Consider the following 23211-nt stretch of genomic DNA (forward strand, 5'->3'; position numbering starts at 1 on the left):
CAATAGGTTAATCAAAACAAATAAACACTAGACCTGTTAGTTTATAAATCTAACAGGCTTTTTTTGTTAAAACATGTAACAAAACCATACTTTTTGCGTTCTAATAAGCATCAATCAAAAAATCAATCAAATCATGCTAAAGCGCTTCTTTATAATCTGCTCGGGCAGCGATACCGATATTTTAAATTCCTGTTCGGTTGGCGAACAAAACAAATACGCAGGCATTGGCGCTACCGTTTTCTTTACTGCTGTTATGGCTTTTATTGCGGGCAGTTATGCACTTTACACGGTTTTCGACAACCTTTATACAGCTGTTTTATTTGGGATAATTTGGGGCTTGCTCATTTTTAATTTAGACCGTTATATTGTTTCAACCATAAAAAAAACGGGGAATGTTATCGATGAAATCATTCAAGCGTCACCAAGAATTATTTTAGCCATTATTATAGCCATTGTGATTGCAAAACCTTTAGAATTGAAAATTTTCGAAAAAGAAATCAATCAAGTGTTATTAGAACAAAAAAACGAACTCACTTTAGCCAATAAAAATCAAATAGCACAACAATTCACGCCAAATATCGCTGCACTCCAGAGCGACATAACAAGTTTACAGCAGCAAATAGACACCAAAGAAGCCGAAGTAAACGCACTTTACGAAACGTATATTACAGAAGCCGAAGGAACAGCAGGAACAAAACTTTTGGGCAAAGGACCTGTTTATAAAGAAAAAAGAGAGAAACACGACGCTTTATTAGCAGAATTACAACAATTGAAAGCCGAAAATAAAGCTAAAATTACTGCCACTGAAAATGAAATAACAGCACTTAAAAACGATTATGAAACCCAAATTATAAATACACAACCCATAATTAGCAATTTTGATGGTTTAATGGCACGCGTAAATGCTTTAGGCGAATTGCCTTGGCTGCCGTCTTTTTTTATATTCTTATTGTTTTTAGCCATTGAAACGTCGCCAATTTTTGCTAAATTACTATCGCCAAAAGGCGCTTACGATTTTAAACTTGAAGACCAAGAAACCGCCATAAAAACAACTGTGCTTCAAAACAAAAACCAACACGAAGCCCTGCTAAAAACAGATTACGCCATTAACGACCGTATTTATAGTGATATAGAAAATGAAGACGAATTGTACAATTACAAGCGTAAAAAAGCAAGAGAACTTATGCAGCTTCAAGCTGATGCCTTTTTAAAGCACCAAAAAAATGCATTATAATAATCTATGCTGCAGTAAATGAGTTGCTTTCAGTATTTGTTATATCAGAAGATTTAAAATGTTCGTATAGTTCTTTACAACCCAATCCTATAATAGACATTTTCTTATTTCTAGATAAAGCTTCATAATGCAATTCTGCCAAGGCATTAACACCGCATTTATCCATCCATTCGATATGTTCAATACTAATGGTAAGTGTGTCTGCCTTTTCAAAAACATTTCTAAAGGCCTTCTTAAACACATTTAAGCTGCGCTTATTAAGAATACCTTTCATTTTAAAAAAGTTGTTGTAATTTGTAATTTCCAATTCCATAACTATATCGTTTTAAATGGTTAAACTATAAATCTGAGGGGGAAGACTAATCAATTACTTACCTAATAAAGGTAAAAAACCCAAAAAGAAACACAGTATTTAATCGACCAATAGATTTCTACTTTAGATAAAAAAACAACAAATGCCAAAATAATCGACAAGCAACCTCATTTAAATTAGATTTTGCTATTTTTACTTTTATTTAACTCCCCCTTTATGAAACACATATTAGTAATACTTTGCCTTGTTGCTTTTTGTAACGGCAATGCCCAATCTACTGAAGAGCAAGACAAAAAAAACATTGAAAAAGTTTTAAAAAAGCAAAGGATTGCCTGGTCCAAAAATAACATTGAAGAGTTTATGGAAGGCTATTGGAAAAGCGACTCGCTTAAATTTTACGGCAAAAACGGTGTTACCTATGGTTGGCACAATACCTTAGAGCGCTATAAAAAAGCATATCCCACTAAAGACCACACAGGTACTTTAAGCTTTAAAATTAACGATATTTCTAAAATAAACAACGGTGCTTATTTTGTTTTAGGCGAATACCATTTAAAGCGAAACGTTGGAAACGCCACAGGTATTTTTATGGTAATATTCAAGAATATTAATGGGAAATGGAAAATTATTGCCGATACATCCAGTTAAGTTATGCCCTACATTGTTAGAAAAGCAAGCCTAAAGGACCTGCCTGTTTTATTGGAATTTGAGCAAGGTGTTATTGAAGCCGAAAGACCTTTTGACCCTACAATTAAAACAGGACATATAACTTACTACAACATTACCGAATTAATAACCAGCGATAAATCTGAAGTTTTTGTTGTTGAAATTGGAAACGACATTGTAGCTTCTGGCTATGCTAAAATTAAACAAGACAGACCTTATTTAAAACATAAAGAACAGGGTTACTTAGGTTTTATGTTTGTTTCAGAAAAGCATAGAGGCAAACAACTTAACCAACTCATAATCGATGCCTTATTAAAATGGTGTAAAACCCAAAATGTTCTTGAAATTAGATTAGATGTTTATGAAGATAACATACCCGCTATCAATGCTTACCAAAAAGTAGGGTTTAAAAAACACATGATTAATATGCGTTTGGATATTGAAAATTTAGAATTATAATATTTAAAATTTTCTATCTGGATGATAAGGAGCTAAAATTATTGATGGTTTTTGTTCCGAAATAATTTCTGAAACCAGTTTCCCTGTTGCCGTAGCCATACTCCAACCCATCATAGCATGACCAGCAGCAATGGTTAAGTTTTTACATTTTGAAGATTTACCAATATACGGTAATCCGTCGGGTGAAACTGGGCGCAAACCACATGCAGCGTTTTCTTTTTCTTCGGCAGTTAAATTAATTTCTGGATAGTAGCGTTTAGCGGCATTGGCAATAGCATTAACCCTAACTTTATTTATATTATGGTTAATACCTGCAATTTCCATGGTGCCGGCAAATCGTGTAAAACCATTCATAGGTGTTACGGCTACTTTGGTTTCGGTTAAAATAGCTGGTGTTAAAATATTGGTTTGCTTTGTTGTATTTATTCTGTATCCTTTTCCTGCTTGTAGCAATAGTTTTAGGCCTAATTTTTTAGTTAAAATCGGGCTCCATGAACCCGCTGATAAAATAAACTCATCGGCTTTTAAAACTTGTTTATTGGTTTTTATTGCTGAAATTTTATGATTCTCAACATCTAAATCTTCAACCTTTTCATTGGTACAAAAAACAACGCCTTTATTTTTTAAATGTGTTTTCATTTCTTCCATAAACTCATTTGGAGTGGTATGCGAATCGCATTTATAGTATGTCGCTCCTTTTACATTCAACTCCACATTTGGCTCTAATTGTTTTAACTGTTCAAGCTTTAAAATTTGGGCATTCAAGCCTTCTTGACTTGCTAAATTTGCCGTTTTAATTTCTGCTTCTAAGGCTTTATAGGTTTGGCATAACATGAGCAAACCTTTTTTTTCGTAATGAAATGAAAAGTTTTCATCTTGCTTAATATCATCATATAAATCTTGACTTAAAAGCGAAATGGCTTTGATTGCGGGGATAGCTTTTTTAACATGTTTTGTGTTACATGATTTGTTAAATGCTAAAGTCCATTTTAAAAAATCTAAATCTAATCGTGGTTTTATATACAGCGGGCTCGATTTATTTAACATCCATTTCAAGCCTTTTTTCATCATTCCCGGAGCAGATAAAGGAATAATATGACTTGGCGCCAAATACCCTGCATTGACATAAGACGCCCCAGAATCGAGATTGGATTGATCGACAATTGTTACGTGATGCCCTGCTTTTTTAAGATAGTAAGCAGCACACAACCCTATAACACCAGCACCTATAACAATGCAGCTTTTAGCCATTTATTCCCATTTAAAATCCCAAATTGGTTTTTTATCTAAAAGATGTTCAATAAAATAATTCCATCTTTTTTTTATAAAATAATGTCTCGCTTTACCCTGAAAACCATGTCTTTGACTTGGCAAAATTAGCAAATCGAAATCTTTATCGGCATTCACTAAAGCTTCTGCCAATTTGAAGGTTGCCGATGGGTTTACATTCTCATCAATCCCGCCATGAACCAACAATAGCTTACCCTTTAAATTTTTCGCATTTGTAATATTAGATACTTTCTCATAAGTATCATCTACTGGCCAACCTTGATACATTTCTGGCCACCACGCTTTTTCCATTCTAAAATCGTGATCTCCGGCACTGGCAACGCCTACTTTATAAAAATCAGGAAAACCTAACATGGCTCTTCCCGTATCGTAACCTCCAGCTGAATGGCCAAAAACCCCTACTTTATCAACATTTATCCACGCATATTTATTTGCTAGATATTTAATGGCCAAAACATGGTCTTCGAGGTTGTTTTCCATGTTTTTATATGAATGGTTGTGAAAGGCTTTTGAACGGCCCGAAGTTCCTAAACCATCTACTCCAATTACAATAAAACCAAATTCCGCTAAAGATTGGTTATTGAAAACACGATCAAATGATTTTGGAAAAACTTGCGTGTGAGGCCCTGTATAAGTCGCATCAATGATTGGATATTTTTTTGAAGCATCAAAATTCGTTGGCTTCCACATCGCTCCATAAATGCTTGTTTTGCCATCTTTAGCGGTAAGCTCAAAAACCTGTGGAGATTGCCATCCTTTTGAAAGTGCCTCATCAACATTTGCTTGTGTTAATTCGGCTAAGATTTTACCATTTTTTGAAGACCTTAAAACCGTTTTAGTTGGAATATTTATGGTTGAAAAATTATCAACGAAATGCTTTCCATCTTTTGAAAAATTAATAATATGATGTGTGTTTTCAGGTGTTAACAATGTAATCTTTCCTTTAAAATCAACTCGAAAAAGTTGCTGATGATAAGGATTCATTTTCTTGTTCTTTCCAGATGCTAAAAAGTATATGTCGCCTTTATCTTCATCAGTATAAACAATGGAGTTAATATAATAATTACCCCTAGTTACAGCTTTTGTTTCTTTAGTTTTAATATCGACCATATAGAGTTGCCGCCAACCACTACGTTCTGATAAAAAGACGATTTTTTGTTTATCGCCAAATTTTCTAAACCAAAAATTATCGATATTGGTTTCGCTGGTTTCTTCTATTAAGGTTTCTTCTGTTCCATCATTCAAATTAACATGTTTAAGAATTTCCTTTTTATAACCTCGCTCTGAATAGTTCGCCAACAACTCTCCCGGATTTTTCATCCACTGTATTGCAACAGAGTTAATGTGGGTGCCTGTTGGCAAATTGGTTTTTACTTCTTTATTGGTTTCTACATTAAAAAAAACTGGCGTAACATGAACCATTGTGGTATCGCCCGGGGAACCACGATAATAGGATAGCAATTTTGATTTGTAAAGCGTATCGATACTGTGGTCTAGTAAATACATTTTTTCGGCAGTTCTAAAATCGACAACATTTGCTGAAATCCACTTCGAATCGTCCGACCATTTTACACTAAAGCGCTTTGGGCGCTCACCATTTTCGCCTTCCATAATATCGTACCAGCCATAGTAAGTGGCGTATTCGTAATCTTTCTTTCCATCAAAACTCAACTGATGCGTATCACCAGTTTCAGTTGATTTAACAAACAAATTATAAGCTTTGGTATATGCTATCCATTTTCCGTCGGGCGATTTTGATTCGAATTTATTGCCCGCTTCTTCTTTCTTTTCATCCTTTAATTGAAGCTGATAAGATTTTAGGTTTAAGCTATATCTCTTTCCTTCAAAACTAAAATCTAAGTTGCCGTTTTTTATGCTTTCAATATTTGAAACAGATAATTGATTTGATTCAATTGATTTTTTAGATAATTCACTAAGCGATATTGCTAACTTTTCATGATTAAATAAATTGGCTACTTTGTAGTTTTTAAAATTAACTGTTTTATAGGTTTTCTTGTCTTTGCTGTAATCTATAAACCAAATTCCAGAATTATCCTTAAACCAATTTACATTTGTATAAAGGTTGAATGCCGTTTTATTATTAAAATTATTATACATGAAACTTACTGCACGTTTATAATGGTCTTGCGTAACTTCTTGTGCCTGAAAAGGTGCTGAAACCAACATTAACACAACTAATAAAATTGTAATCTGTTTCATATTAAACTTTTTTATTCATAACGCTTTTAAATTAAATGACTTGAAACCCGTGCGCGTAAGGATCGTTCTCATCATCAATAAAAATAGTGTTATAACCATAAACTTTTGCCCAACCCTTTATGCTAGGAACAATGGCTAATTTACCAACTAATTTGGTTTCTTTTTCAACGCGCGCTATAAATTTACTACCAATATAACTTTCGTGGATAAATGGCTCGTTAAGTTTTAATTTTCCTTTGGCATATAGTTGTGCTAAACGTGCCGATGTGCCGGTGCCACAAGGGCTTCGGTCTATAGCCTTATCGCCGTAAAAAACGGCATTCCTTCCTGATGAAGCCGCATCGATTGGGCTGCCTGTCCACATTAAATGGGTTACATTTTTAATCGTTTCGTTTTCTGGGTGAATAAACTTATTAGGATATTTTTCGTTGATACGATCTCGCAATACTTGCGAATACTGAATGATTTTTGAAGCCGAAAAATTATGGACTCCAGAAAAATTTTTCTGCGGATCTACAATGGCATAAAAGTTTCCGCCGTAAGCCACATCGAATATAATTTCACCCAATTCCGGACAATCAATTGTTAAATTATCTGCTGCCAAATAGCTTTTTATATTGGTTAATTTTACCCAATCTACCTTGTTATTGGTTTGTTTGTATTCTATTTCAACCAAACCTGCAGGTGCTTCCATTCTAATTTTACCTGGTGTTTTTGGTGTAATTAAACCTTCTTCTATGGCAACGGTTATTGTACCTATGGTACCGTGGCCGCACATGGGCAAGCTACCCGAGGTTTCAATAAATAAAATGGCAAAATCGTTTTCTGGGTTGTGCGGCGGAAACAAAAAACTACCGCTCATCATATCGTGCCCGCGAGGTTCGAACATCAAACCTTTACGTATCCAATCAAACTCTTTTAAAAAGTGCTGGCGTTTTTCACTCATCGAATGGCCAATTAAATCTGGATGGCCTTCAACAATTACCCGAACCGGATTTCCGCAGGTATGTGCATCAATGCATACAAATTTTGAACGTGCCATTTAAATTTTAGCTGTAGTTTTTACATTATTAACCAATCTTGTAATGCCCAAGGGATTTTGGTTTTTTAATTCGTCTGGAAGCAAATTATTAGGCCAATCTTGAAAACTAAAAGGTCTAACAAAACGTTTTATTGAATCTACGCCAACGGCAGTAAACCTTGAATCTGTTGAAGCCGGATAGGGACCACCGTGTTGCATGGACGGACATACCTCAACACCAGTTGGCACGCCGTTAAATATAATGCGCCCCACTCTATTTTGTAAGGCATTCACAATATTCTGGTATTCTGATATTTCGTTATCATCGGAAATTATGGTACCTGTGAGTTGTCCTTCTAAATTAGAAATGATTTCTTCTAATTGTTGCTCGTCTTCGCACTGTACAACTAACGAAAATGGCCCAAATACTTCGTGATGCAATGTGGGGTTGTTTAAAAACGTATCACCTTCAACTGTTGTTACCACTTGTCTGGCATAATTAGGCTCTACATCATTTTCATAACCGGCTAATACTTTTAACCCGTTTTGAGATAATGCTTTTGCTTTGTTTGTTTCGTAAGCCCCCGCAATGTTTGGATGCAGCATGCACGACGGTTCTATTTTTACAATTTCTTTAGCTAAGGTGTTTACAAAAAGGGTTAATCCTTGAGACTTAACACCAATAATTAATCCCGGATTTGTGCAAAATTGCCCAGTACCTAATGTAATTGAACCAGAGCATGTTTTGGCAATGGCTTCTGCTCGATTATTTAATGCTTTTGGTAACATGATAACTGGGTTAATGCTTCCCATTTCTGCAAATACAGGAATAGGTTCTTTGCGTTTTGCAGCTAAATCGTACAATGCTCGACCACCACGAATACTACCTGTAAATCCAACGGCTTTCACTTTAGGATGCATTACTAATTGTTGTCCAACTTCTATTCCACTAGAATTAAGATTTGAAAACACACCATTTGGCAAACCGATTTTTTTGGCAGCTTTAATAATTGCCGAGGCTACCATTTCGCCGGTTGCTGCGTGCATGGGGTGCGATTTTACTATTACGGGGCATCCGGCAGCCAATGCCGCTGCGGTATCGCCTCCTGCTGTTGAAAACGCCAACGGAAAGTTGGATGCGCCAAAAACCACAACCGGCCCTAAGGCCACATTCATTTTTCTTAAATCTACTTTGGGAATGGGTTGGCGGTTTGGTTGTGCGGTATCTATAGAGGCTTCTACCCAATTGCCTGCTTCTAGGTGGTTTGCAAAAGCGCGCAACTGCCCTAGTGTTCTGCCGCGTTCCCCCATGGCTCTGCCATTTGGCAAACCGCTTTCTGAAGAATAAACCTGTAATAACTCGTCGCCCAAGGCTTCAATTTGGGTGGCAATTTCCCTTAGGAATTCTGCTTTTTTAACGCCTGAAATTTTCGAATAGGTTTTAAATGCTTCTGAAGCTAAATCTGCGGCTTGATTTACTTCGCTGTTTGATGCTTCGGTAATGTGCCATTGGTTTTCAATATTCAATAACGGGTTAAAGGTTTTAAACGTTTTGTTCCCTGTGGCCGATAATTGATTGCCGATGTAGTTTTTTCCTGTTATCATAAGCCTCGCTTTATCCCAACATAGGCTTGGGATTTTTTTTTAATTGTTGATTTGTTTTAATTGCTTTTCTATGTTTATTGATTTGCTTTGGTGTTTGCATGTTGGTCTTATTTCTAACATGTTTTTTTAATCTGCAGTTCAAGGTATAATAATGGAATTGATTTGGGACTTGACTACTTGCTCACTTATTTTCTTGCCTGCAAACCGGCTTTGTTAACTTGTTTTATTAAAAAAAACCCTAACGTTAAAATTAAAAACCTTACTTGGCAAACGCGCCCGTGTTAGGGATTGAGGCATGTGTTGGAGCTCCCCGATCCCGATGCTTCGGGTAAGGGAGCGACTGCCGAAAGCCCGACCGCTTTTTGGAGCGGTAACACCCATATTATTTATACCAAAGTACTTAAATTTTTATATTCTGGTAACGTTGGGCGTGTCTTTAAACCTTTTTCTATGATGTTGATTACCTGCTTGCGCTCGTTGCCGTGAAGTGGCAAACGTGGCGCTCGGACATTTTCGGTGCCTAGGCCTGTGGCTACTTCGGCTAGTTTTATGTTTTGTACCAATTTAGGGTTTATATCTAATTCTAGCAAGGGCATAAACCAGCGGTAAATGGCTATGGCTTCTTTTATTTTGCCTGCTTTTTGCAGCTCGAAAATGGCGACGGTTTCGGCGGGGAACGCGCATACCAAACCTGCTATCCAACCGTCTGCGCCCATGAGCAAGCTTTCTAGGGCCACGGTATCTACGCCTGTCATTATTTTTAGCCTGTCGCCAAAGCGGTTTTTAATTCTGGTTACGTTGGTTGTATCTCGGGTTGATTCTTTTACGGCTTCTATATTTTTGCATTTTAGCAGCTCTTCGAACATGTCTAAGGTTACCTCTATTTTGTAATCTACAGGGTTGTTGTAAATCATTATGGGCAGCGATGTGCTGTTTGCAACGGTTTTAAAATATTCAACGGTTTCTCTGTCGCCAGATTTATAGCGCATGGGCGGCAGCATCATTAAGCCCGAGGCACCATCGGCTTCGGCTTTTTGTGCTGCTGCGATGGCGGCTTTGGTAGATTGTTCGGCCACATTTATTAAAACCGGTACTTGCCCATTTACTATATTTACCGTGGTTTTTGTTAAGGTGCTTTTTTCTTCATCTAATAAAGTACTGGCCTCGCCCAAGGTGCCGCCCAAAACTATACCATGTACACCTGCTTTTAATTGGGCTTTAATGTTGGTTTCGAACATTTGCAAATCTAAAGTATCTTGATCTGTAAACTTTGTAGTAACTGCTGGCATGACGCCTTCCCATTTTAAACTCATTTTTTGCTGTTTTTTGTTTTTACCAAAGTTAGGGCTTGTCGCGTTTTTTTTGATAATGTGCGCTTATCCAGATTAGGTATTATATTATCCTTATATTTGCGGTTAGTTGTAAATTTGAATAGTATCTGTGTGTTTTTAGGCTGGAGCTGCCTACCAAGACATAACTTTAAACGAAATAAAAACATCAAACTGAAATTGAAAGTTCTGCCTTTTAAAATACCGAAACCCGAAGACGACGCCTTTATTTTTCAGGTAGATTCCGGCAATGCCTTTTACGACAAATTGCACCAGCACAAAGAAATACAAATTAGTTTTATTGCTGATGGTGCTGGCACTTTAATTGTTGGAGACACTGTAAACGACTATAAAAAAGGGGATGTGCTGGCCATTGGCAGTAATATACCTCATGTATTTAAAAGCGATGCCAATGCTTCGAAAACATCGCGCATGCTATCGTTGTTTTTTACCAAAGAATCGTTTGGAGTGGATTTTTTTTACCTGGATTCTTTAAAGGAATTAGCACCTTTTTTTAAACGTGCCAAACAGGGTTTTAAAATAACATCGGAACGAAAAACAGTTAAGGACTTGTTTTTTAAAATTGAAAAAGCCTCTAAATTAAACCGGTTTATACTTTTGCTCGAGCTGTTAAACATCGCTTCTAAATGCAATTACAGCAGTTTATCGTCCTTTATTTATGATAAAATATATTCTGACAACGAAGGCCGAAGAATGCGAAATGTTTTTGAATACACCATGAATAATTTTGAAAGCGACATTACTTTAAACACGATTGCCGAAGTGGCGAACATGACTAAAAATGCGTTTTGCAAATATTTTAAAAAGCGCACCAACAAAACTTATATCCAGTTTTTAAACGAATTGCGCTTAGAGCATGCCTGCAAGCTTTTACTATCAAATAAAGACATAACAGTTTTTGAGGTAGCCGAAAAATCGGGGTTTAACAACATGTCTAATTTTAACAGGCAATTTAAACTTGTTAAAAACATGAATCCTTCGGAATTTAGAAAACTAGCGCTTTAATATGAAAGCAAAATACACAAATACGGTATTAATACTTGCGCTTATAATTACCCTTATTGGCATAATAACGGGAAAGTATCTTTTTGTTTTTTTATTGATCCCCTTGGGATTTGGTTGGTTTAAAAAGAAGGGTAAAAGCGATTAAACCTTCTTTACGTAGTCGGTTATAATAACGATTTGTTGCGCGCCTACTTTACCCTCGATATACTTCTCGTTATCGCGATCTAAACGAATGTTTCTTACGGCAGTACCTTGTTTGGCCACCATACTTGAGCCTTTCACCTTTAAGTCTTTAATAAGCACCACTGAGTCTCCGGCTTCTAAAATAACGCCGTTTACATCGCGGTGTATTGTTTTTTCGCTTTCGTCTTCGCCTTCGCCCGTGGCTTTTGCGAATTCTAAAACATCGTCTTCCAAATACATCATATCCAATAAATCCTGTGGCCAACCTTCATCTTTCAACCTTGATAGCATTCTCCAAGCAAGCACTTTTACGGCTTGGTGCTCGCTCCACATGCTATCGTTTAAACAGCGCCAATGGTTGGCATCGGTAGTTTCTGGATTATTTATTTGGGAAACGCAGGTACTGCAAGCCAACAAACTGCCGTCTTCTCCGGCGGTTAATGCTGGCGGCACTTGGTATATCTCTAAATTTTGGCTGGCAGCGCACAACTCGCAAGCATTGTTGCTTCTGTCTTGCAGGTTTTTTAATAAACTCATGGTTTGTTGCTTTTTTTTGGTTTTGCAATGATACAGTTTTAATAAAAACCGTACAAGTATTCTATTTTAAGGTATCTTGAAGTTTTTTTGGCAGGGTTTTTACAACCATATCATAAGAATGGTCGATAAGTTTTAAAATGAGTTTGCTTTCCAGTTGTCCCTCATCGATATACAAGGTGTTCCAATGTTTTTTGCTCATGTGGTAGCCTGGGCGGATGCTGCTGTATTCTGCACGTAATTCTTCTGAGTAATGGGGATCTGCTTTTAAATTGATGGCCGCCTCGCTTTTTTCCCAACTGTCCAGGCCTGTGAGCACAAACATTTTCCCAAATACTTTAAACACCAAAACGTTATCGTTGAAGGGAAAGCCTTCAGAAGTTTCTTTTTTATTTAAACAGTATTCGCGAAGTTGTTCGATATTCATAAAAATAGAATTGATAAATGGTAGATTGCTGTCTTTACTTCGACTACGCTAAGCATAAACTCAGGAATGGCAAAATTTATTATCCATTAATCTTTTTAGCACTTGATTCTTCAATTTTTAAAGCGGAATAGTCCAGTTTCCAACCAATGGTCTCAACAATGGTTTGCATGAGCAAAATAGTTTCTAAAGCTTCTTTTTGTGCGACTTGAATCAGGCCGCTTTCTGGTATTTTATCTTTAATATGTTGTTTGGCATCGGTATGTAAATCGGTTAAATCTGTGGCTTCGAACTTATTGAACAAGCCATCTGATTTATCGTAATAATTCAAATTGGTTTCAATTGACAATACTTCGGGCTGCGGAAAATGCTCCAAGATTATTTTCTTGCTTTCTGTATCGGGCTTTAGGCGGATTTTATTTAAATCGTAACCCACATAAGCTTTTGCATTAATAACTACCAGTGCCTTTTTTTTACTTGAAATAAGTTTTAAAAAGCGTTGTTTTACATCTTCGTAATGATAAATCTCTGCAAAATCGCCTTCTACGGTTATAAATTTACAAACCGTTTTTATCTTATCTAAAAGCAGCACCGATTGCGCATTTACCAGCTGTTTTTTTTTAAGCGTTTTTAAATAGGTAACAACCCCTAAACTGACCAAAACCCCAACGATGATTCCTAAAAATGCTTCCATGTTTTATTACTTGCCTATATTACCCAAATGGGTATGCTTAAAATTATCTAAATATTTTAAAACATATCCGAAAATCCTATCTAATGAGGCGTGTGAAAACAAAATAGCACCAATTAATTGTAAAATTTGATTGTTAAAATAAATGCCAATAAAAAAAATTAAAATAGCGATTCCCTTATGATGAAATAAATTATAGCTAATTGCCCCAACTTTAGAGTTTATTAAATACCCTAACATTCCAATATCGGGAGTCAAGATTAAAATTAGAAACCACCACCAGCTAAAATCAAGGCAATTAAACATGTAAATACCTAAAACAAACATAAAAAGTTCTTCTACTTTTAATGAATTTTCCATTTACTCAATAATTTTATATAAGATAGGTTTGCTTGGTGTGGCATCGTTCTCGAAAGGCGCAATCATGAGATTTAAAAGGTACTCGCCATCTTCAACGGTATTGGGCACGTAGATAAACTCGGTAATGGTGGCGTCCATTCGTAGGTCTCCAGAGGTATTCCAAAACGCATTGTGCGCCAAAAGTTGGCCTTCGTCTTTTTCCTTATCAACCGATGGCAAATCAATTAAAAGGTGCTTAATACCTTTTTCTTTAAGGTATTGGGCGGCTTCCTCCAATAAAAACGGCGGATTGGTATTGGAGTATTGTTTGCTCTTTTTTTCAATTAAATTAGGCAAAGTCCTTATAATAATGGCATCTCTTTTTTTGTTTCTTAAAGCGGTTTTTAATTGTTTGGCAGAGATAAAAAAATCGCCTCTTTTGCTTTCTGGCGCCACGGTAACCACTTCTGCAACAAAAAAATAATGTTTTAAATTTTTGTTTACTGAATGTACTTTGTTGGTTATGTGGCCTACGCACTCTGTATGGGTAATGTGCGAATGCGGGTTGAAATGAATGCTGTTAAAATTAACTACCGCTCCTTCTGAAACCTTTATGATTTCGCCGTCTGAGTTCTCGGGGAAAATCTTGGGAGCATCAATATACCAAGCATTTACGCCCATTTTTGAGGCATCAATGGCTATAGAAATATCGATGGGTTTAGAGACATCTATTTGTATTTTTCTTGAATTGTATTGTATGGTTGCTATCATATTCAAATATAGTTAAATCAAAAATAATTCGGAAGCTATCCCATCGACTAAAAATTTTCCTTTTTGGGTGGTGGTTATAAAAAACGCTTCGGCATGCCCAGAATTACCTTTATATTCTTCGGTTTGCCACACTTCGTTTTTAATAATAAGCAAACCTTGTTCTATAAATTTTTCTGAATTCTTTTTTAAGTGCATAAGATAATCTTTACCAAAATTGGTCTCGACTTTACGCAAAGAAACACCCCAAATGGTTCGTAAACCCGTCATTATATATTCGTTAAATTGGTCTTTTACAGACAGTGTTTCAACAGTGTTTGGCAACGTATTATTTTGAATGGATTGTATGTATTTTGAATTGTTTGACACATTCCAACTCCGCTGATTGTTATGGTATGAATGTGCCGATGGCCCAATACCAACATAGGGTTTTCCTTGCCAATAACTGGTATTGTGTTTAGAAAAATAGTTGGGTTTGCCAAAATTGGAAATTTCGTAATGCACAAATCCCTGCGCCGTAGTTTTTACTGTTAAACAGTTAAAATGCTGCAATGCCAAATCCTCATCAATGGGCGGATAGGTTCCTTTTTTTATAAAAGCATGCAAAGCCGTTTTTGGCTCGACGGTTAGGGCGTAACTTGAAATGTGGTTAACACCAAAACCAAAAGCAATTTCTAAATTTTCGTTCCATTTTTTCAAGCTCATATTTGGAATGCCGTAAATTAAATCGATGGTAATATTTTCGAAATAACGTGTTGCCTCTTGTAAACAATTTTTAGCTTCTTCTGATGAATGTGCGCGATTCATGCTTTTTAAATCGTCTTGAAAAAACGATTGAATGCCGATGCTTAAGCGGTTGATTCGTATATTTGCTAATTCGTGTATTCGTTTATTCGAAAGGTCGTCTGGATTGGCTTCTAAAGTGATTTCGGGGCTTTCAATTACATTATAATTTTTATAAACAGCATCAATCAACAATCGTAAATCGTTAATCGTTAATAGTGATGGTGTTCCGCCGCCAAAATAAATACTTTCAATAGATTGGTTTTTTAGCTCATCTTTTCGTAATTCTAACTCTTTTATTAAAGATTGAATCAATTCATCTTTCTTTTTTAAAGAGGTAGAAAAATGGAAGTCGCAATAAAAACAGGCTTGCTTGCAGAATGGTATGTGGATGTAAACAGAAGCCCCACCTAGCCTCCCCGTAGGTGAGAAACGCTTACTGAAACTCATTTTTTAGTGTTTTTTATTATCCCTTTGGGGGTTAGGGGGCTTGTACGGTGGCTATTTTGTTTCACAAAGCTTGCCCAACCCGAGTAACTTTTACCCACTGTAACCTTCCCGGAGTTATAAAAATGGCAAACGGCAGCAGCCAAACCATCGGTAGCATCCAAGTTTTTTGGCAAGGTTTTTAAACCCAATAAGCTTTGAAGCATTTTGGCCACCTGTTCTTTACTGGCATTTCCGTTACCGGTAATGGCCATTTTTATTTTTTTAGGAAGATACTCTGTAATAGGGATTTCTCTACTTAAACCGGCAGCCATCGCCACACCTTGTGCGCGCCCCAATTTGAGCATACTTTGTACGTTTTTGCCATAAAACGGAGCTTCAATGGCTATTTCATCGGGGTTGTGCGTATCGATAAGTTCTATGGTGCGCTCAAAAATAAGTTTCAGCTTTAAATAATGATCGCTATATTTTTTTAAATCCAATTCATTTAGCTGGATAAACTCCATATTTTTCCCAACCACTTTTATAAGTCCGAAACCCATAATAGTCGTCCCCGGGTCAATGCCTAAAATAATTTTTTCTTTGTTCATTAATCGCAATATTGACAACCACTAAGCGAAATAGATGCGCCAATAGTTAAGGTTAACAGGTTTCCGTTAAACGACCCGAATCCGCTTGAAACCGGATTAAAATCTTTTGCAAATCCCAATATATAAGAGGCATCAAAATACACCGAAAGTTTATCTGAAACACCATAATGAAACTCGATACCTGCCATTGCATTTAAAAACGAAGTGTTGTTTTGGGTATAATTCCCTAAAGGTTTAATGCTTGTAAAACCTGGGCCCGAATGAACAAACGTACCAATTCGAGAAGGTAAAAAATTAAATATTCTCGATGCATCGTAAACCAATTGCGCATTGAGGCGTGTGTAATTAACTTTAAACTCTGGTGTGGTATTTAAGTTTGAAAAACGGCTGTAACCCAAATCTAATTTTGCACCCCATTTTGGTTTAAACATATATTGAACACCTAAATTAATACTAGGGAAATTTATGGATTTAGCCTGGAAATTTGTAACAAAGCCATTTGCCGACGGACTATTGGCACCCAATGCAAACTGCGCTTTAACGGTGCTTGTATCACTTTGTGAAAACGTTAAAAAACTAAAACAACTAAAGAGTATTGAAAATAATATCGGTTTAAATTTTAGAGGCATAAAATAATATTGGTTTAATTTGCTGTAACCTTTTCTAATTATGAACAAAACGCTGCCATACAAAACTAAGCAATTCTTTTTTGTGCTGATTAAAATAAGCATTGTAGTTGGCGCATTTTATTTTATCTATAATAAATTGGCAAATAACGAGAGTTTACAATTTTACACTTTTGTCGATTTTACATTAAAAAAGAATGTTTTTACACCAAAAAACATCATTTTATTATTTTTTTTGAGTGGTTTTAACTGGTTTTTCGAAATTTTAAAATGGAAAACCTTAGTGGCTTTTGTTAAAAAAATTACGTTTAAAAATGCTCTCGAACAAAGCTTGGGCGCTTTAACAGCCTCGTTATTTACACCAAATAGAATAGGAGAATACGGCGCAAAAGCCATTTATTATACCCCAGATTTTAGAAAACGTATTGTGCTTATAAACCTGTTAAGCAACTTACTGCAAATGGCGGTTACTGTTATTTTAGGCATAATAGGTTTGTGCTTTCTTACAACGAATTACGAGGTAAATTTAGATTATTACAATCTAGCAATAGCATTGGCAATTAGTTTAATGGCCATATTTTTAATAGGCTTTGGCGTAAAAAAAAGCAAGTTTACCATCAAAGGGTTATCGTTAGAAAAGGTGAGGCAATTCATTTTAAAATTTCCTAAAAAAAAACTCTTACTTGGGTTTATATTTTCGCTAGTACGATACGCTCTTTTTTCGTTTCAATTTTACTATTTATTACAACTTTTTGGCGTGGATATTACTTATTTTAATGCCATGGTAATTATAACCTCAATGTATGTATTGGCCTCAATAATTCCATCGATATTTATTTTTGATGTCGTTATAAAAGGAAGCGTAGCCTTATATTTATTTACCTTAATTGAAGTAAACGAGCTTATAGTTTTAAGTATTATTACCCTAATGTGGCTACTTAATTTTGTATTACCAAGTATATTTGGCGGCTATTATGTGCTTAATTTCAATTTCCCAAAAAGCGAAGATTAATTATGGTTTTAATTAGTATTCTAATAGCTGTTTTGTATTTGCTTTTAATTGGAAGCTTTGTTCTTGGTTTTGATAAAGTTCCTGTTTTTATGCTGAAAGACATTAAAGCGAAAACCACTTTTTCCGTAATAATTCCTTTTAGAAATGAAGCTGAAAATTTACCACATTTATTAGCTTCAATCGATGCTTTGGCATACCCAAATCATTTATATGAAATTATTTTAGTTGATGATGAATCGGGTGATGATTCAGTTGAAATTATTAAAAAAAATCTCGATACTATCCCGATAAAAAACGCAAGCACTCGAACTAACATTTCAATTATTAAAAACAATAGAACTTCAAATTCACCAAAAAAAGATGCCATAACAACCGCTATAAAACAAGCAAAACACAACTGGATTATCACTACCGATGCCGATTGCATTTTACCAAAATATTGGCTGAATAGTTTTGATGAGTTTATACAAACCACAACAAGCAAATGCATTATTGCTCCTGTAACCTACACAAGTAAACACGGATTTTTAAATCGCTTTCAATTACTCGACATGCTAAGTTTACAAGCAGCCACAATTGGCAGCTTTGGCATTAAAAAACCCTTTATGTGCAATGGTGCCAATTTTGCATACAAAAAAGCATTGTTTTTAGAATTAAACGGATTTGATGGCAATAACAATATAGCTAGTGGCGACGATATTTTCCTGTTAGAAAAAGCCGTAAAAACACATCCTAAAAACGTAAATTACTTAAAATGCGAACATGCAATTGTAACCACAAAAACACAACCAACTTGGAGCAAATTAAAAGTACAACGCATCCGGTGGGCAGCAAAAACAAGTGCTTACAACAATATGTTCGGTAAGCTAACGGGCTTATTGGTTTTACTAACGAATACTTTAATTATTTCGCTCTTGCTATTGGTTTTATTAAGTGCTTTCAACTTAAAAATCTTTGTTTTTATTTTGATAATTAAATGGAATATCGATTTTTATTTAATCTATAAATCGGCATCGTTTTTTAATCAAAAAAAGGTTTTAAAAACTTATGTTTTTGGATTTTTGCTTTACCCGCTATTTAGCGTTTTCATAGCTTTTGTTTCCTTATTTAAAGGTTACAAATGGAAAGGGCGGCATTTTAAAAGCTAAATTAAAGCCGCTAATCTTAGTTAAGTTTAGACTAAAATTTTTATTTTTACATATAATTAGCACCATTAAACCCAACAAGCAAACTGTATGAAATCCATAAAATTTATATTTGTTTTAGTTTTAACCTGTATTGTTAACCTATCTTTTTCGCAAGAGGAAAAATTAAAATTTAAAACAAAATGGGACAATGGCCTTAAGATTGAAAGTACAGATGAAAATTTTAAATTAAAATTTGGGGGAAGATTAATGGCAGATTACTCTTTATTTCACCAAAACCAAGAATTGAACAATACCTTTGGGAAATTAGAAATAACAGATGCCATGGAGATTAGAAGATCTCGTTTGTTTGCCTCTGGATCTATATACAAAAACACGGCTTTTAAGCTACAAATAGATTTTACCCACAAAAAAGTTACACTTAAAGATGTTTACATCCATTTTAAAAACATTCCTATTATTGGTAATTTTCAAGTTGGCCATTTTAAAGAGCCTTTTAGACTAGAATCTTTAACCACAAATAAATACATCATGTTTATTGAAAGGGCTTTCCCGACAGATTTTACCCACGAACGTTCTGATGGCATTATGATTTTTAATGATTTTTTAAACAACAGGTTATCGGCCCAATTAGGGTACTTTAAACCAAAAGACAATGTAGGGCGAGCAGTTACGGGAAGAGTTACAGGTTTATTAATTAACAACGAGCCCAACAACAATGTTTTGCATGTTGGCGCTGGCTTTAGCCACAGAAAAACCGAAAGCTTCTCTATAAGTGCAAAACCAGCACATCTTGCCTTAGAGTATATTAACACAAACGATATAACAAATGTTAAGCATGTAAATTTATTAAGTTTAGAGTCTGCATATATCCAAAATTCTTTTTCTCTCCAAGGCGAATATATTTCATCTCAAGTAAAAACCAATCTTGACACTTATTCATTTTCCAGCTATTATGGGCAGGCAAGTTATTTTTTAACTGGAGAATCTAGAAACATAGCCAGTTCTTACCATGGTTTTGGCAGGGTAAAGCCCAGTAAGCCTTTTGGTGAGAACGGAGGGCTTGGTGCTTGGGAAGTCGCCTTAAGATTTGCAAGTGCCAATTTAGACTCTAAAACCATTTTTGGAGGAAAACAGGAAAATGTAACCCTAGGAATAACTTGGTATTTAAACTCGGCCACCAGAATAAAGCTTAACAATGTATTGGCCAATGTAAAAGGAGCGGGGAAAGCCAATGTGTTTCAAGTAAGATTTCAAATCGATTTTTAATATGGGTTAAAAACCTTTATTTCTTTCTTTCAATCACATAGTTTACCATCAATTCAAGAGCATCTTTATAGGCCGATTTGGGGTAAGTTTCCAATAATTGCAAAGCCTCGGCTTGAAACGCTTTCATCTTTCCAATAGCATAATCTAAACCGCCATGGTTTTTTACATAGGCAATAACCGCTTTTACGCGCTTTTTATCTTTATTGTGGTTTTTAATAGAATTGATTAACCACCGTTTATCTTTCTTATTGGCTTGGTTAAGTACATAAATTAAAGGCAGTGTCATTTTTTGCTCTTTAATATCGATACCTGTGGGTTTTCCTATTTGGGTTTCACCGTAGTCGAACAAATCGTCTTTTATCTGAAAAGCCATACCAATTAACTCCCCAAACTTCCGCATGGTTTCAACATGTTGGGTTTGTGGCTTAACCGAAGCTGCCCCCAGACTACAACAGGCCGCGATAAGTGTTGCTGTTTTTTGGCGAATAATATCGTAATAAACGGCCTCTGTAATATCTAATTTGCGAGCTTTTTCTATTTGAAGCAGTTCGCCTTCACTCATTTCTCGAACGGCAATGGATATAATTTTAAGTAAATCAAAATCATTGTTATCAATAGATAATAGCAATCCTTTTGACAATAAATAATCACCAATTAAAACAGCTATTTTATTTTTCCAAAGGGCATTTATAGAGAAGAAACCACGACGGCGGTTACTATCGTCCACGACATCGTCGTGCACTAACGTAGCGGTGTGAATTAGTTCAATAACCGATGCGCCTCTGTAAGTACGTTCGCTAACTTCGCCATTCGATACCACTTTAGATACCAGAAAAACAAACATAGGGCGCATTTGTTTCCCTTTTCGATTAACAATATAATGCGTAATCCGGTTTAGCAAAGCCACTTTACTAGACATTGACAACTGGAACTTTTGCTCGAAAAGGTCCATTTCGTAAGCTATGGGTTGCTTTATTTGCTCTACTATTTTCATAGAAAAACCAAAGATACTATTTCAAATGAAATATGATATGTATATTGATAAGATTAAGCCTTCAAGGAATGATAAACTAACTTTTATTAGCCAATTGCCCGCATGCAGCATCAATATCTTTACCGCGGCTTCGGCGCACATTAACTACAATTCTGTTTTTTTCTAAAGTATTGATGTAATTTTCCAAAGCTTCGTTTGTAGCTTGTTTAAATTCGCCATCGCCAATAGGGTTATACTCTATAATATTAACTTTACAGGGAACATATTTACAAAACTTAACTAAAGCATCAATAGCTTTTTGGGAATCGTTTATACCTTTCCAAACCACATACTCGTAACTAATTTTACGTCCTGTTTTTTGGTACCAATACTCTAAAGAAGCTTTTAAGTCTTTTAACGGAAAGGTCTCGTTAAAGGGCATAATAGATGTTCTAACGGCATCTATGGCCGAATGTAACGATACGGCTAAATTGAATTTAACATCATCATCTGCCATTTTTTTTATCATTTTTGGCACGCCCGATGTGGAAACGGTAATGCGCTTTGGCGACATGCCCAAACCTTCGGGCGATGTAATTTTATCTATGGCTTTAATAACGTTGTTATAATTCATAAGCGGTTCGCCCATGCCCATAAACACGATATTGCTTAACGGCCTGTTATAATACAATTTACTTTGCCTATCTATGGCGACCACTTGGTCGTAAATTTCGTCTGGGTTTAAATTACGCATGCGCTTTAAGCGAGCTGTTGCGCAAAACCTACAATCTAAACTGCAACCCACTTGACTGGACACGCAGGCGGTTGTACGGGTTGGGGTTGGTATTAAAACAGATTCTACTGTTAAACCATCGTGTAAGCGTACCGCATTTTTGACCGTGCCATCGTTACTGCGCTGCATGGTATCAACCTGTATGTTATTAATAACAAAGTTGTCTTCTAGCATTGCCCGGGTTTCTTTAGAGACATTGGTCATGTCATCAAAATTATGTGCCGCTTTTTGCCAGAGCCACTCGTAAACCTGATTGCCCCTAAATGCTTTATCGCCTTGTTTTACAAAGAATTCCCTTAACTGCTCTTTGGTTAATGCGCGTATGTCTTTTTTTGAAGTGTTCAAAGTTTAAAGTTTAAAGTTTAAAGTTTTCGCTCGCTTAGAACCCTAAACTTTAAACATTGAATTTTTTATATAATTAGCATCGCATCGCCGTAGCTGTAAAACTTGTATTTTTCTTTTACGGCTTCTTCGTAAGCTTTCTTTATAAAATCATGTCCTGCAAAAGCCGAAGCCATCATTAACAGGGTAGATTTTGGTGTGTGAAAATTTGTTATCATGCAATTGGCGATACTAAATTCGTATGGCGGAAAAATAAATTTGTTGGTCCAACCTTCAAATTCATTTAACTTCCCGTTTGATGATACTGCGCTTTCTATGGCACGCATAGCCGTTGTACCTACTGCGCAAACACGTTTTTTGTTCTCTATTGCGGTGTTTACAGCGGTTACTGCTTTTTGGTCTATTTTAAGCTCTTCGCTATCCATTTTGTGTTTAGAGAGGTCTTCGACCTCAACCGGATTAAAGGTACCTAAACCAACGTGAAGTGTTACTTCTGCAAAATTAACACCTTTAATTTCTAGGCGTTTTAGCAAGTGCTTTGAAAAGTGCAGACCAGCTGTTGGAGCGGCAACTGCGCCTTCATTTTTAGCAAAAATGGTTTGGTAACGCTCTTCATCTTCTGGCTCTACATCTCTTTTTATGTACTTTGGCAATGGTGTTTCGCCCAATTCGGTTAGTTTTCTGCGGAACTCGGTGTACGACCCGTCATACAAAAAACGTAAGGTACGACCTCTTGATGTTGTGTTATCTATAACCTCGGCCACCAAAGTTTCATCTTCGCCAAAATATAATTTATTACCAATTCTTATTTTTCTGGCAGGATCTACCAACACGTCCCAAAGGCGTTGTTCTTCGTTTAATTCTCTTAATAAAAAAACCTCTATTCTGGCGCCTGTTTTTTCTTTGTTGCCGTATAATCTTGCAGGAAATACTTTGGTGTTGTTAAGAATCATAACATCGTCTTCATCAAAATAATCAATAAGATCTTTAAACATTTTGTGCTCTATGGTTTGCTCTTTTCTGTTTAAAACCATTAAACGCGATTCGTCTCTGTTTTCTGCTGGATATTCTGCCAATAATTCGTCTGGTAAATTAAAACCAAAGTGTGATAATTTCATGTAATCTTTATT

General features: G+C 35.8%; 24 protein-coding genes. 7 read left to right on the forward strand and 17 right to left on the reverse strand.

Features of this window, described 5'->3' with window-relative positions:
- Window positions 1-133 precede the first annotated feature (133 nt).
- On the forward strand, window positions 134-1234 hold the full coding sequence (locus ACFSQS_RS15155) for a DUF4407 domain-containing protein (protein ID WP_388020868.1): 1101 nt from the start codon (window positions 134-136) through the stop codon (window positions 1232-1234).
- A 4-nt stretch (window positions 1235-1238) separates the two neighbouring features.
- Here ACFSQS_RS15155 and ACFSQS_RS15160 read toward each other — a convergent pair whose 3' ends face one another.
- Window positions 1239-1547, reverse strand: a complete 309-nt coding sequence (locus tag ACFSQS_RS15160) for a hypothetical protein (RefSeq protein ID WP_388020871.1) — start codon at window positions 1545-1547, stop codon at window positions 1239-1241.
- 216 nt (window positions 1548-1763) lie between these two features.
- Here ACFSQS_RS15160 and ACFSQS_RS15165 point away from each other — a divergent pair, with 216 nt between their 5' ends.
- Together ACFSQS_RS15165 and ACFSQS_RS15170 are read left to right on the forward strand one after the other, a co-directional pair.
- On the forward strand, window positions 1764-2195 hold the full coding sequence (locus ACFSQS_RS15165; RefSeq protein ID WP_388020874.1) for a YybH family protein: 432 nt from the start codon (window positions 1764-1766) through the stop codon (window positions 2193-2195).
- A gap of 3 nt (window positions 2196-2198) precedes the next feature.
- Entirely contained in the window at window positions 2199-2672 is a 474-nt protein-coding gene (locus ACFSQS_RS15170) for a GNAT family N-acetyltransferase (protein ID WP_388020877.1), read from the forward strand.
- 3 nt (window positions 2673-2675) lie between these two features.
- Here ACFSQS_RS15170 and ACFSQS_RS15175 read toward each other — a convergent pair whose 3' ends face one another.
- The 5 genes from ACFSQS_RS15175 to ACFSQS_RS15195 all read right to left on the reverse strand — a co-directional run bounded on the left by ACFSQS_RS15175 (window position 2676) and on the right by ACFSQS_RS15195 (window position 10121).
- Window positions 2676-3923: an NAD(P)/FAD-dependent oxidoreductase gene (locus tag ACFSQS_RS15175; RefSeq protein WP_388020880.1), complete on the reverse strand. Its 1248-nt coding sequence runs from the start codon at window positions 3921-3923 to the stop codon at window positions 2676-2678.
- Window positions 3924-6182, reverse strand: a complete 2259-nt coding sequence (locus tag ACFSQS_RS15180) for a S9 family peptidase (protein WP_388020883.1) — start codon at window positions 6180-6182, stop codon at window positions 3924-3926.
- 31 nt (window positions 6183-6213) lie between these two features.
- On the reverse strand, window positions 6214-7224 hold the full coding sequence (locus ACFSQS_RS15185) for a 4-hydroxyproline epimerase (RefSeq protein ID WP_388020886.1): 1011 nt from the start codon (window positions 7222-7224) through the stop codon (window positions 6214-6216).
- Window positions 7225-8808 carry an aldehyde dehydrogenase (NADP(+)) gene (locus ACFSQS_RS15190; RefSeq protein ID WP_388020889.1) on the reverse strand — a complete coding sequence of 528 codons (1584 nt, stop codon included), beginning with the start codon at window positions 8806-8808 and terminating at the stop codon, window positions 7225-7227.
- A gap of 386 nt (window positions 8809-9194) precedes the next feature.
- Window positions 9195-10121 carry a dihydrodipicolinate synthase family protein gene (locus ACFSQS_RS15195; RefSeq protein ID WP_388020891.1) on the reverse strand — a complete coding sequence of 309 codons (927 nt, stop codon included), beginning with the start codon at window positions 10119-10121 and terminating at the stop codon, window positions 9195-9197.
- A gap of 114 nt (window positions 10122-10235) precedes the next feature.
- On the opposite strand from ACFSQS_RS15195, the gene ACFSQS_RS15200 reads away from it, so the two are divergent.
- A complete protein-coding gene (locus ACFSQS_RS15200; protein WP_388020893.1) occupies window positions 10236-11162 on the forward strand; it encodes an AraC family transcriptional regulator in 927 nt (308 codons plus the stop codon).
- 141 nt (window positions 11163-11303) lie between these two features.
- On the opposite strand, the gene ACFSQS_RS15205 is transcribed toward ACFSQS_RS15200, so the two are convergent.
- The 8 genes from ACFSQS_RS15205 to ACFSQS_RS15240 all read right to left on the reverse strand — a co-directional run bounded on the left by ACFSQS_RS15205 (window position 11304) and on the right by ACFSQS_RS15240 (window position 16550).
- The gene (locus tag ACFSQS_RS15205; RefSeq protein WP_388020895.1) at window positions 11304-11882 is read right to left on the reverse strand and encodes a PhnA domain-containing protein; all 579 of its coding nucleotides are present in this window, start codon (window positions 11880-11882) and stop codon (window positions 11304-11306) included.
- Window positions 11883-11943: 61 nt separating this feature from the next.
- Window positions 11944-12306, reverse strand: coding sequence for an MmcQ/YjbR family DNA-binding protein (locus ACFSQS_RS15210; protein WP_388020897.1), 363 nt, complete (start codon window positions 12304-12306; stop codon window positions 11944-11946).
- 79 nt (window positions 12307-12385) lie between these two features.
- The gene (locus tag ACFSQS_RS15215; RefSeq protein ID WP_388020900.1) at window positions 12386-12997 is read right to left on the reverse strand and encodes a DUF4230 domain-containing protein; all 612 of its coding nucleotides are present in this window, start codon (window positions 12995-12997) and stop codon (window positions 12386-12388) included.
- Window positions 12998-13003: 6 nt separating this feature from the next.
- A complete protein-coding gene (locus ACFSQS_RS15220; RefSeq protein WP_388020903.1) occupies window positions 13004-13354 on the reverse strand; it encodes a DUF4260 domain-containing protein in 351 nt (116 codons plus the stop codon).
- Window positions 13355-14104 (reverse strand): cyclase family protein, encoded by a 750-nt coding sequence (locus ACFSQS_RS15225; RefSeq protein WP_388020906.1) that lies wholly within the window; start codon window positions 14102-14104, stop codon window positions 13355-13357.
- A gap of 12 nt (window positions 14105-14116) precedes the next feature.
- Window positions 14117-15334 (reverse strand): radical SAM family heme chaperone HemW, encoded by a 1218-nt coding sequence (gene hemW, locus ACFSQS_RS15230; RefSeq protein WP_388020909.1) that lies wholly within the window; start codon window positions 15332-15334, stop codon window positions 14117-14119.
- On the reverse strand, window positions 15331-15921 hold the full coding sequence (gene ruvC / locus ACFSQS_RS15235) for a crossover junction endodeoxyribonuclease RuvC (RefSeq protein ID WP_388020912.1): 591 nt from the start codon (window positions 15919-15921) through the stop codon (window positions 15331-15333). The genes hemW and ruvC overlap by 4 nt, the downstream gene beginning before the upstream one ends.
- Window positions 15921-16550, reverse strand: coding sequence for an outer membrane beta-barrel protein (locus ACFSQS_RS15240; protein WP_388020915.1), 630 nt, complete (start codon window positions 16548-16550; stop codon window positions 15921-15923). Before ACFSQS_RS15240 ends, ruvC begins: the two co-directional genes overlap by 1 nt.
- Window positions 16551-16590: 40 nt before the next feature.
- Here ACFSQS_RS15240 and ACFSQS_RS15245 point away from each other — a divergent pair, with 40 nt between their 5' ends.
- The 3 genes from ACFSQS_RS15245 (at window position 16591) to ACFSQS_RS15255 (ending at window position 19973) form a co-directional block, all read left to right on the forward strand.
- Window positions 16591-17559 carry a hypothetical protein gene (locus ACFSQS_RS15245; protein WP_388020918.1) on the forward strand — a complete coding sequence of 323 codons (969 nt, stop codon included), beginning with the start codon at window positions 16591-16593 and terminating at the stop codon, window positions 17557-17559.
- Between the two features lie 2 nt (window positions 17560-17561).
- Window positions 17562-18707: a glycosyltransferase family 2 protein gene (locus ACFSQS_RS15250; RefSeq protein ID WP_388020921.1), complete on the forward strand. Its 1146-nt coding sequence runs from the start codon at window positions 17562-17564 to the stop codon at window positions 18705-18707.
- Between the two features lie 87 nt (window positions 18708-18794).
- Window positions 18795-19973: an OprO/OprP family phosphate-selective porin gene (locus ACFSQS_RS15255; RefSeq protein ID WP_388020924.1), complete on the forward strand. Its 1179-nt coding sequence runs from the start codon at window positions 18795-18797 to the stop codon at window positions 19971-19973.
- A gap of 16 nt (window positions 19974-19989) precedes the next feature.
- Here the strand turns inward: ACFSQS_RS15255 and ACFSQS_RS15260 are convergent, their stop codons facing one another.
- The 3 genes from ACFSQS_RS15260 to queA form a co-directional block, all read right to left on the reverse strand.
- Window positions 19990-20967, reverse strand: coding sequence for a polyprenyl synthetase family protein (locus ACFSQS_RS15260; protein WP_388020927.1), 978 nt, complete (start codon window positions 20965-20967; stop codon window positions 19990-19992).
- Window positions 20968-21043: 76 nt separating this feature from the next.
- Complete coding sequence (rlmN, locus tag ACFSQS_RS15265; RefSeq protein WP_388020930.1) at window positions 21044-22084, reverse strand: 23S rRNA (adenine(2503)-C(2))-methyltransferase RlmN; 1041 nt, start codon at window positions 22082-22084, stop codon at window positions 21044-21046.
- 65 nt (window positions 22085-22149) lie between these two features.
- Entirely contained in the window at window positions 22150-23199 is a 1050-nt protein-coding gene (queA, locus tag ACFSQS_RS15270; RefSeq protein ID WP_388020933.1) for a tRNA preQ1(34) S-adenosylmethionine ribosyltransferase-isomerase QueA, read from the reverse strand.
- Window positions 23200-23211 lie beyond the last annotated feature (12 nt).

The sequence above is a fragment of the Gelatiniphilus marinus genome (assembly GCF_042684345.1).
GTDB lineage: Bacteria > Bacteroidota > Bacteroidia > Flavobacteriales > Flavobacteriaceae > Gelatiniphilus > Gelatiniphilus marinus.

Excerpts from the sequence above, each read along its gene's own strand:
- ACFSQS_RS15155 (WP_388020868.1), top strand. The coding sequence starts at position 134 with ATGCTAAAGCGCTTCTTTATAATCTGCTCGGGCAGCGATACCGATATT.
- ACFSQS_RS15160 (WP_388020871.1), bottom strand. The coding sequence starts at position 1,547 with ATGGAATTGGAAATTACAAATTACAACAACTTTTTTAAAATGAAAGGT.
- ACFSQS_RS15165 (WP_388020874.1), top strand. The coding sequence starts at position 1,764 with ATGAAACACATATTAGTAATACTTTGCCTTGTTGCTTTTTGTAACGGC.
- ACFSQS_RS15170 (WP_388020877.1), top strand. The coding sequence starts at position 2,199 with ATGCCCTACATTGTTAGAAAAGCAAGCCTAAAGGACCTGCCTGTTTTA.
- ACFSQS_RS15175 (WP_388020880.1), bottom strand. The coding sequence starts at position 3,923 with ATGGCTAAAAGCTGCATTGTTATAGGTGCTGGTGTTATAGGGTTGTGT.
- ACFSQS_RS15180 (WP_388020883.1), bottom strand. The coding sequence starts at position 6,182 with ATGAAACAGATTACAATTTTATTAGTTGTGTTAATGTTGGTTTCAGCA.
- ACFSQS_RS15185 (WP_388020886.1), bottom strand. The coding sequence starts at position 7,224 with ATGGCACGTTCAAAATTTGTATGCATTGATGCACATACCTGCGGAAAT.
- ACFSQS_RS15190 (WP_388020889.1), bottom strand. The coding sequence starts at position 8,808 with ATGATAACAGGAAAAAACTACATCGGCAATCAATTATCGGCCACAGGG.
- ACFSQS_RS15195 (WP_388020891.1), bottom strand. The coding sequence starts at position 10,121 with ATGAGTTTAAAATGGGAAGGCGTCATGCCAGCAGTTACTACAAAGTTT.
- ACFSQS_RS15205 (WP_388020895.1), bottom strand. The coding sequence starts at position 11,882 with ATGAGTTTATTAAAAAACCTGCAAGACAGAAGCAACAATGCTTGCGAG.
- ACFSQS_RS15210 (WP_388020897.1), bottom strand. The coding sequence starts at position 12,306 with ATGAATATCGAACAACTTCGCGAATACTGTTTAAATAAAAAAGAAACT.
- ACFSQS_RS15215 (WP_388020900.1), bottom strand. The coding sequence starts at position 12,997 with ATGGAAGCATTTTTAGGAATCATCGTTGGGGTTTTGGTCAGTTTAGGG.
- ACFSQS_RS15220 (WP_388020903.1), bottom strand. The coding sequence starts at position 13,354 with ATGGAAAATTCATTAAAAGTAGAAGAACTTTTTATGTTTGTTTTAGGT.
- ACFSQS_RS15225 (WP_388020906.1), bottom strand. The coding sequence starts at position 14,104 with ATGATAGCAACCATACAATACAATTCAAGAAAAATACAAATAGATGTC.
- hemW (WP_388020909.1), bottom strand. The coding sequence starts at position 15,334 with ATGAGTTTCAGTAAGCGTTTCTCACCTACGGGGAGGCTAGGTGGGGCT.
- ruvC (WP_388020912.1), bottom strand. The coding sequence starts at position 15,921 with ATGAACAAAGAAAAAATTATTTTAGGCATTGACCCGGGGACGACTATT.
- ACFSQS_RS15240 (WP_388020915.1), bottom strand. The coding sequence starts at position 16,550 with ATGCCTCTAAAATTTAAACCGATATTATTTTCAATACTCTTTAGTTGT.
- ACFSQS_RS15245 (WP_388020918.1), top strand. The coding sequence starts at position 16,591 with ATGAACAAAACGCTGCCATACAAAACTAAGCAATTCTTTTTTGTGCTG.
- ACFSQS_RS15250 (WP_388020921.1), top strand. The coding sequence starts at position 17,562 with ATGGTTTTAATTAGTATTCTAATAGCTGTTTTGTATTTGCTTTTAATT.
- ACFSQS_RS15255 (WP_388020924.1), top strand. The coding sequence starts at position 18,795 with ATGAAATCCATAAAATTTATATTTGTTTTAGTTTTAACCTGTATTGTT.
- ACFSQS_RS15260 (WP_388020927.1), bottom strand. The coding sequence starts at position 20,967 with ATGAAAATAGTAGAGCAAATAAAGCAACCCATAGCTTACGAAATGGAC.
- queA (WP_388020933.1), bottom strand. The coding sequence starts at position 23,199 with ATGAAATTATCACACTTTGGTTTTAATTTACCAGACGAATTATTGGCA.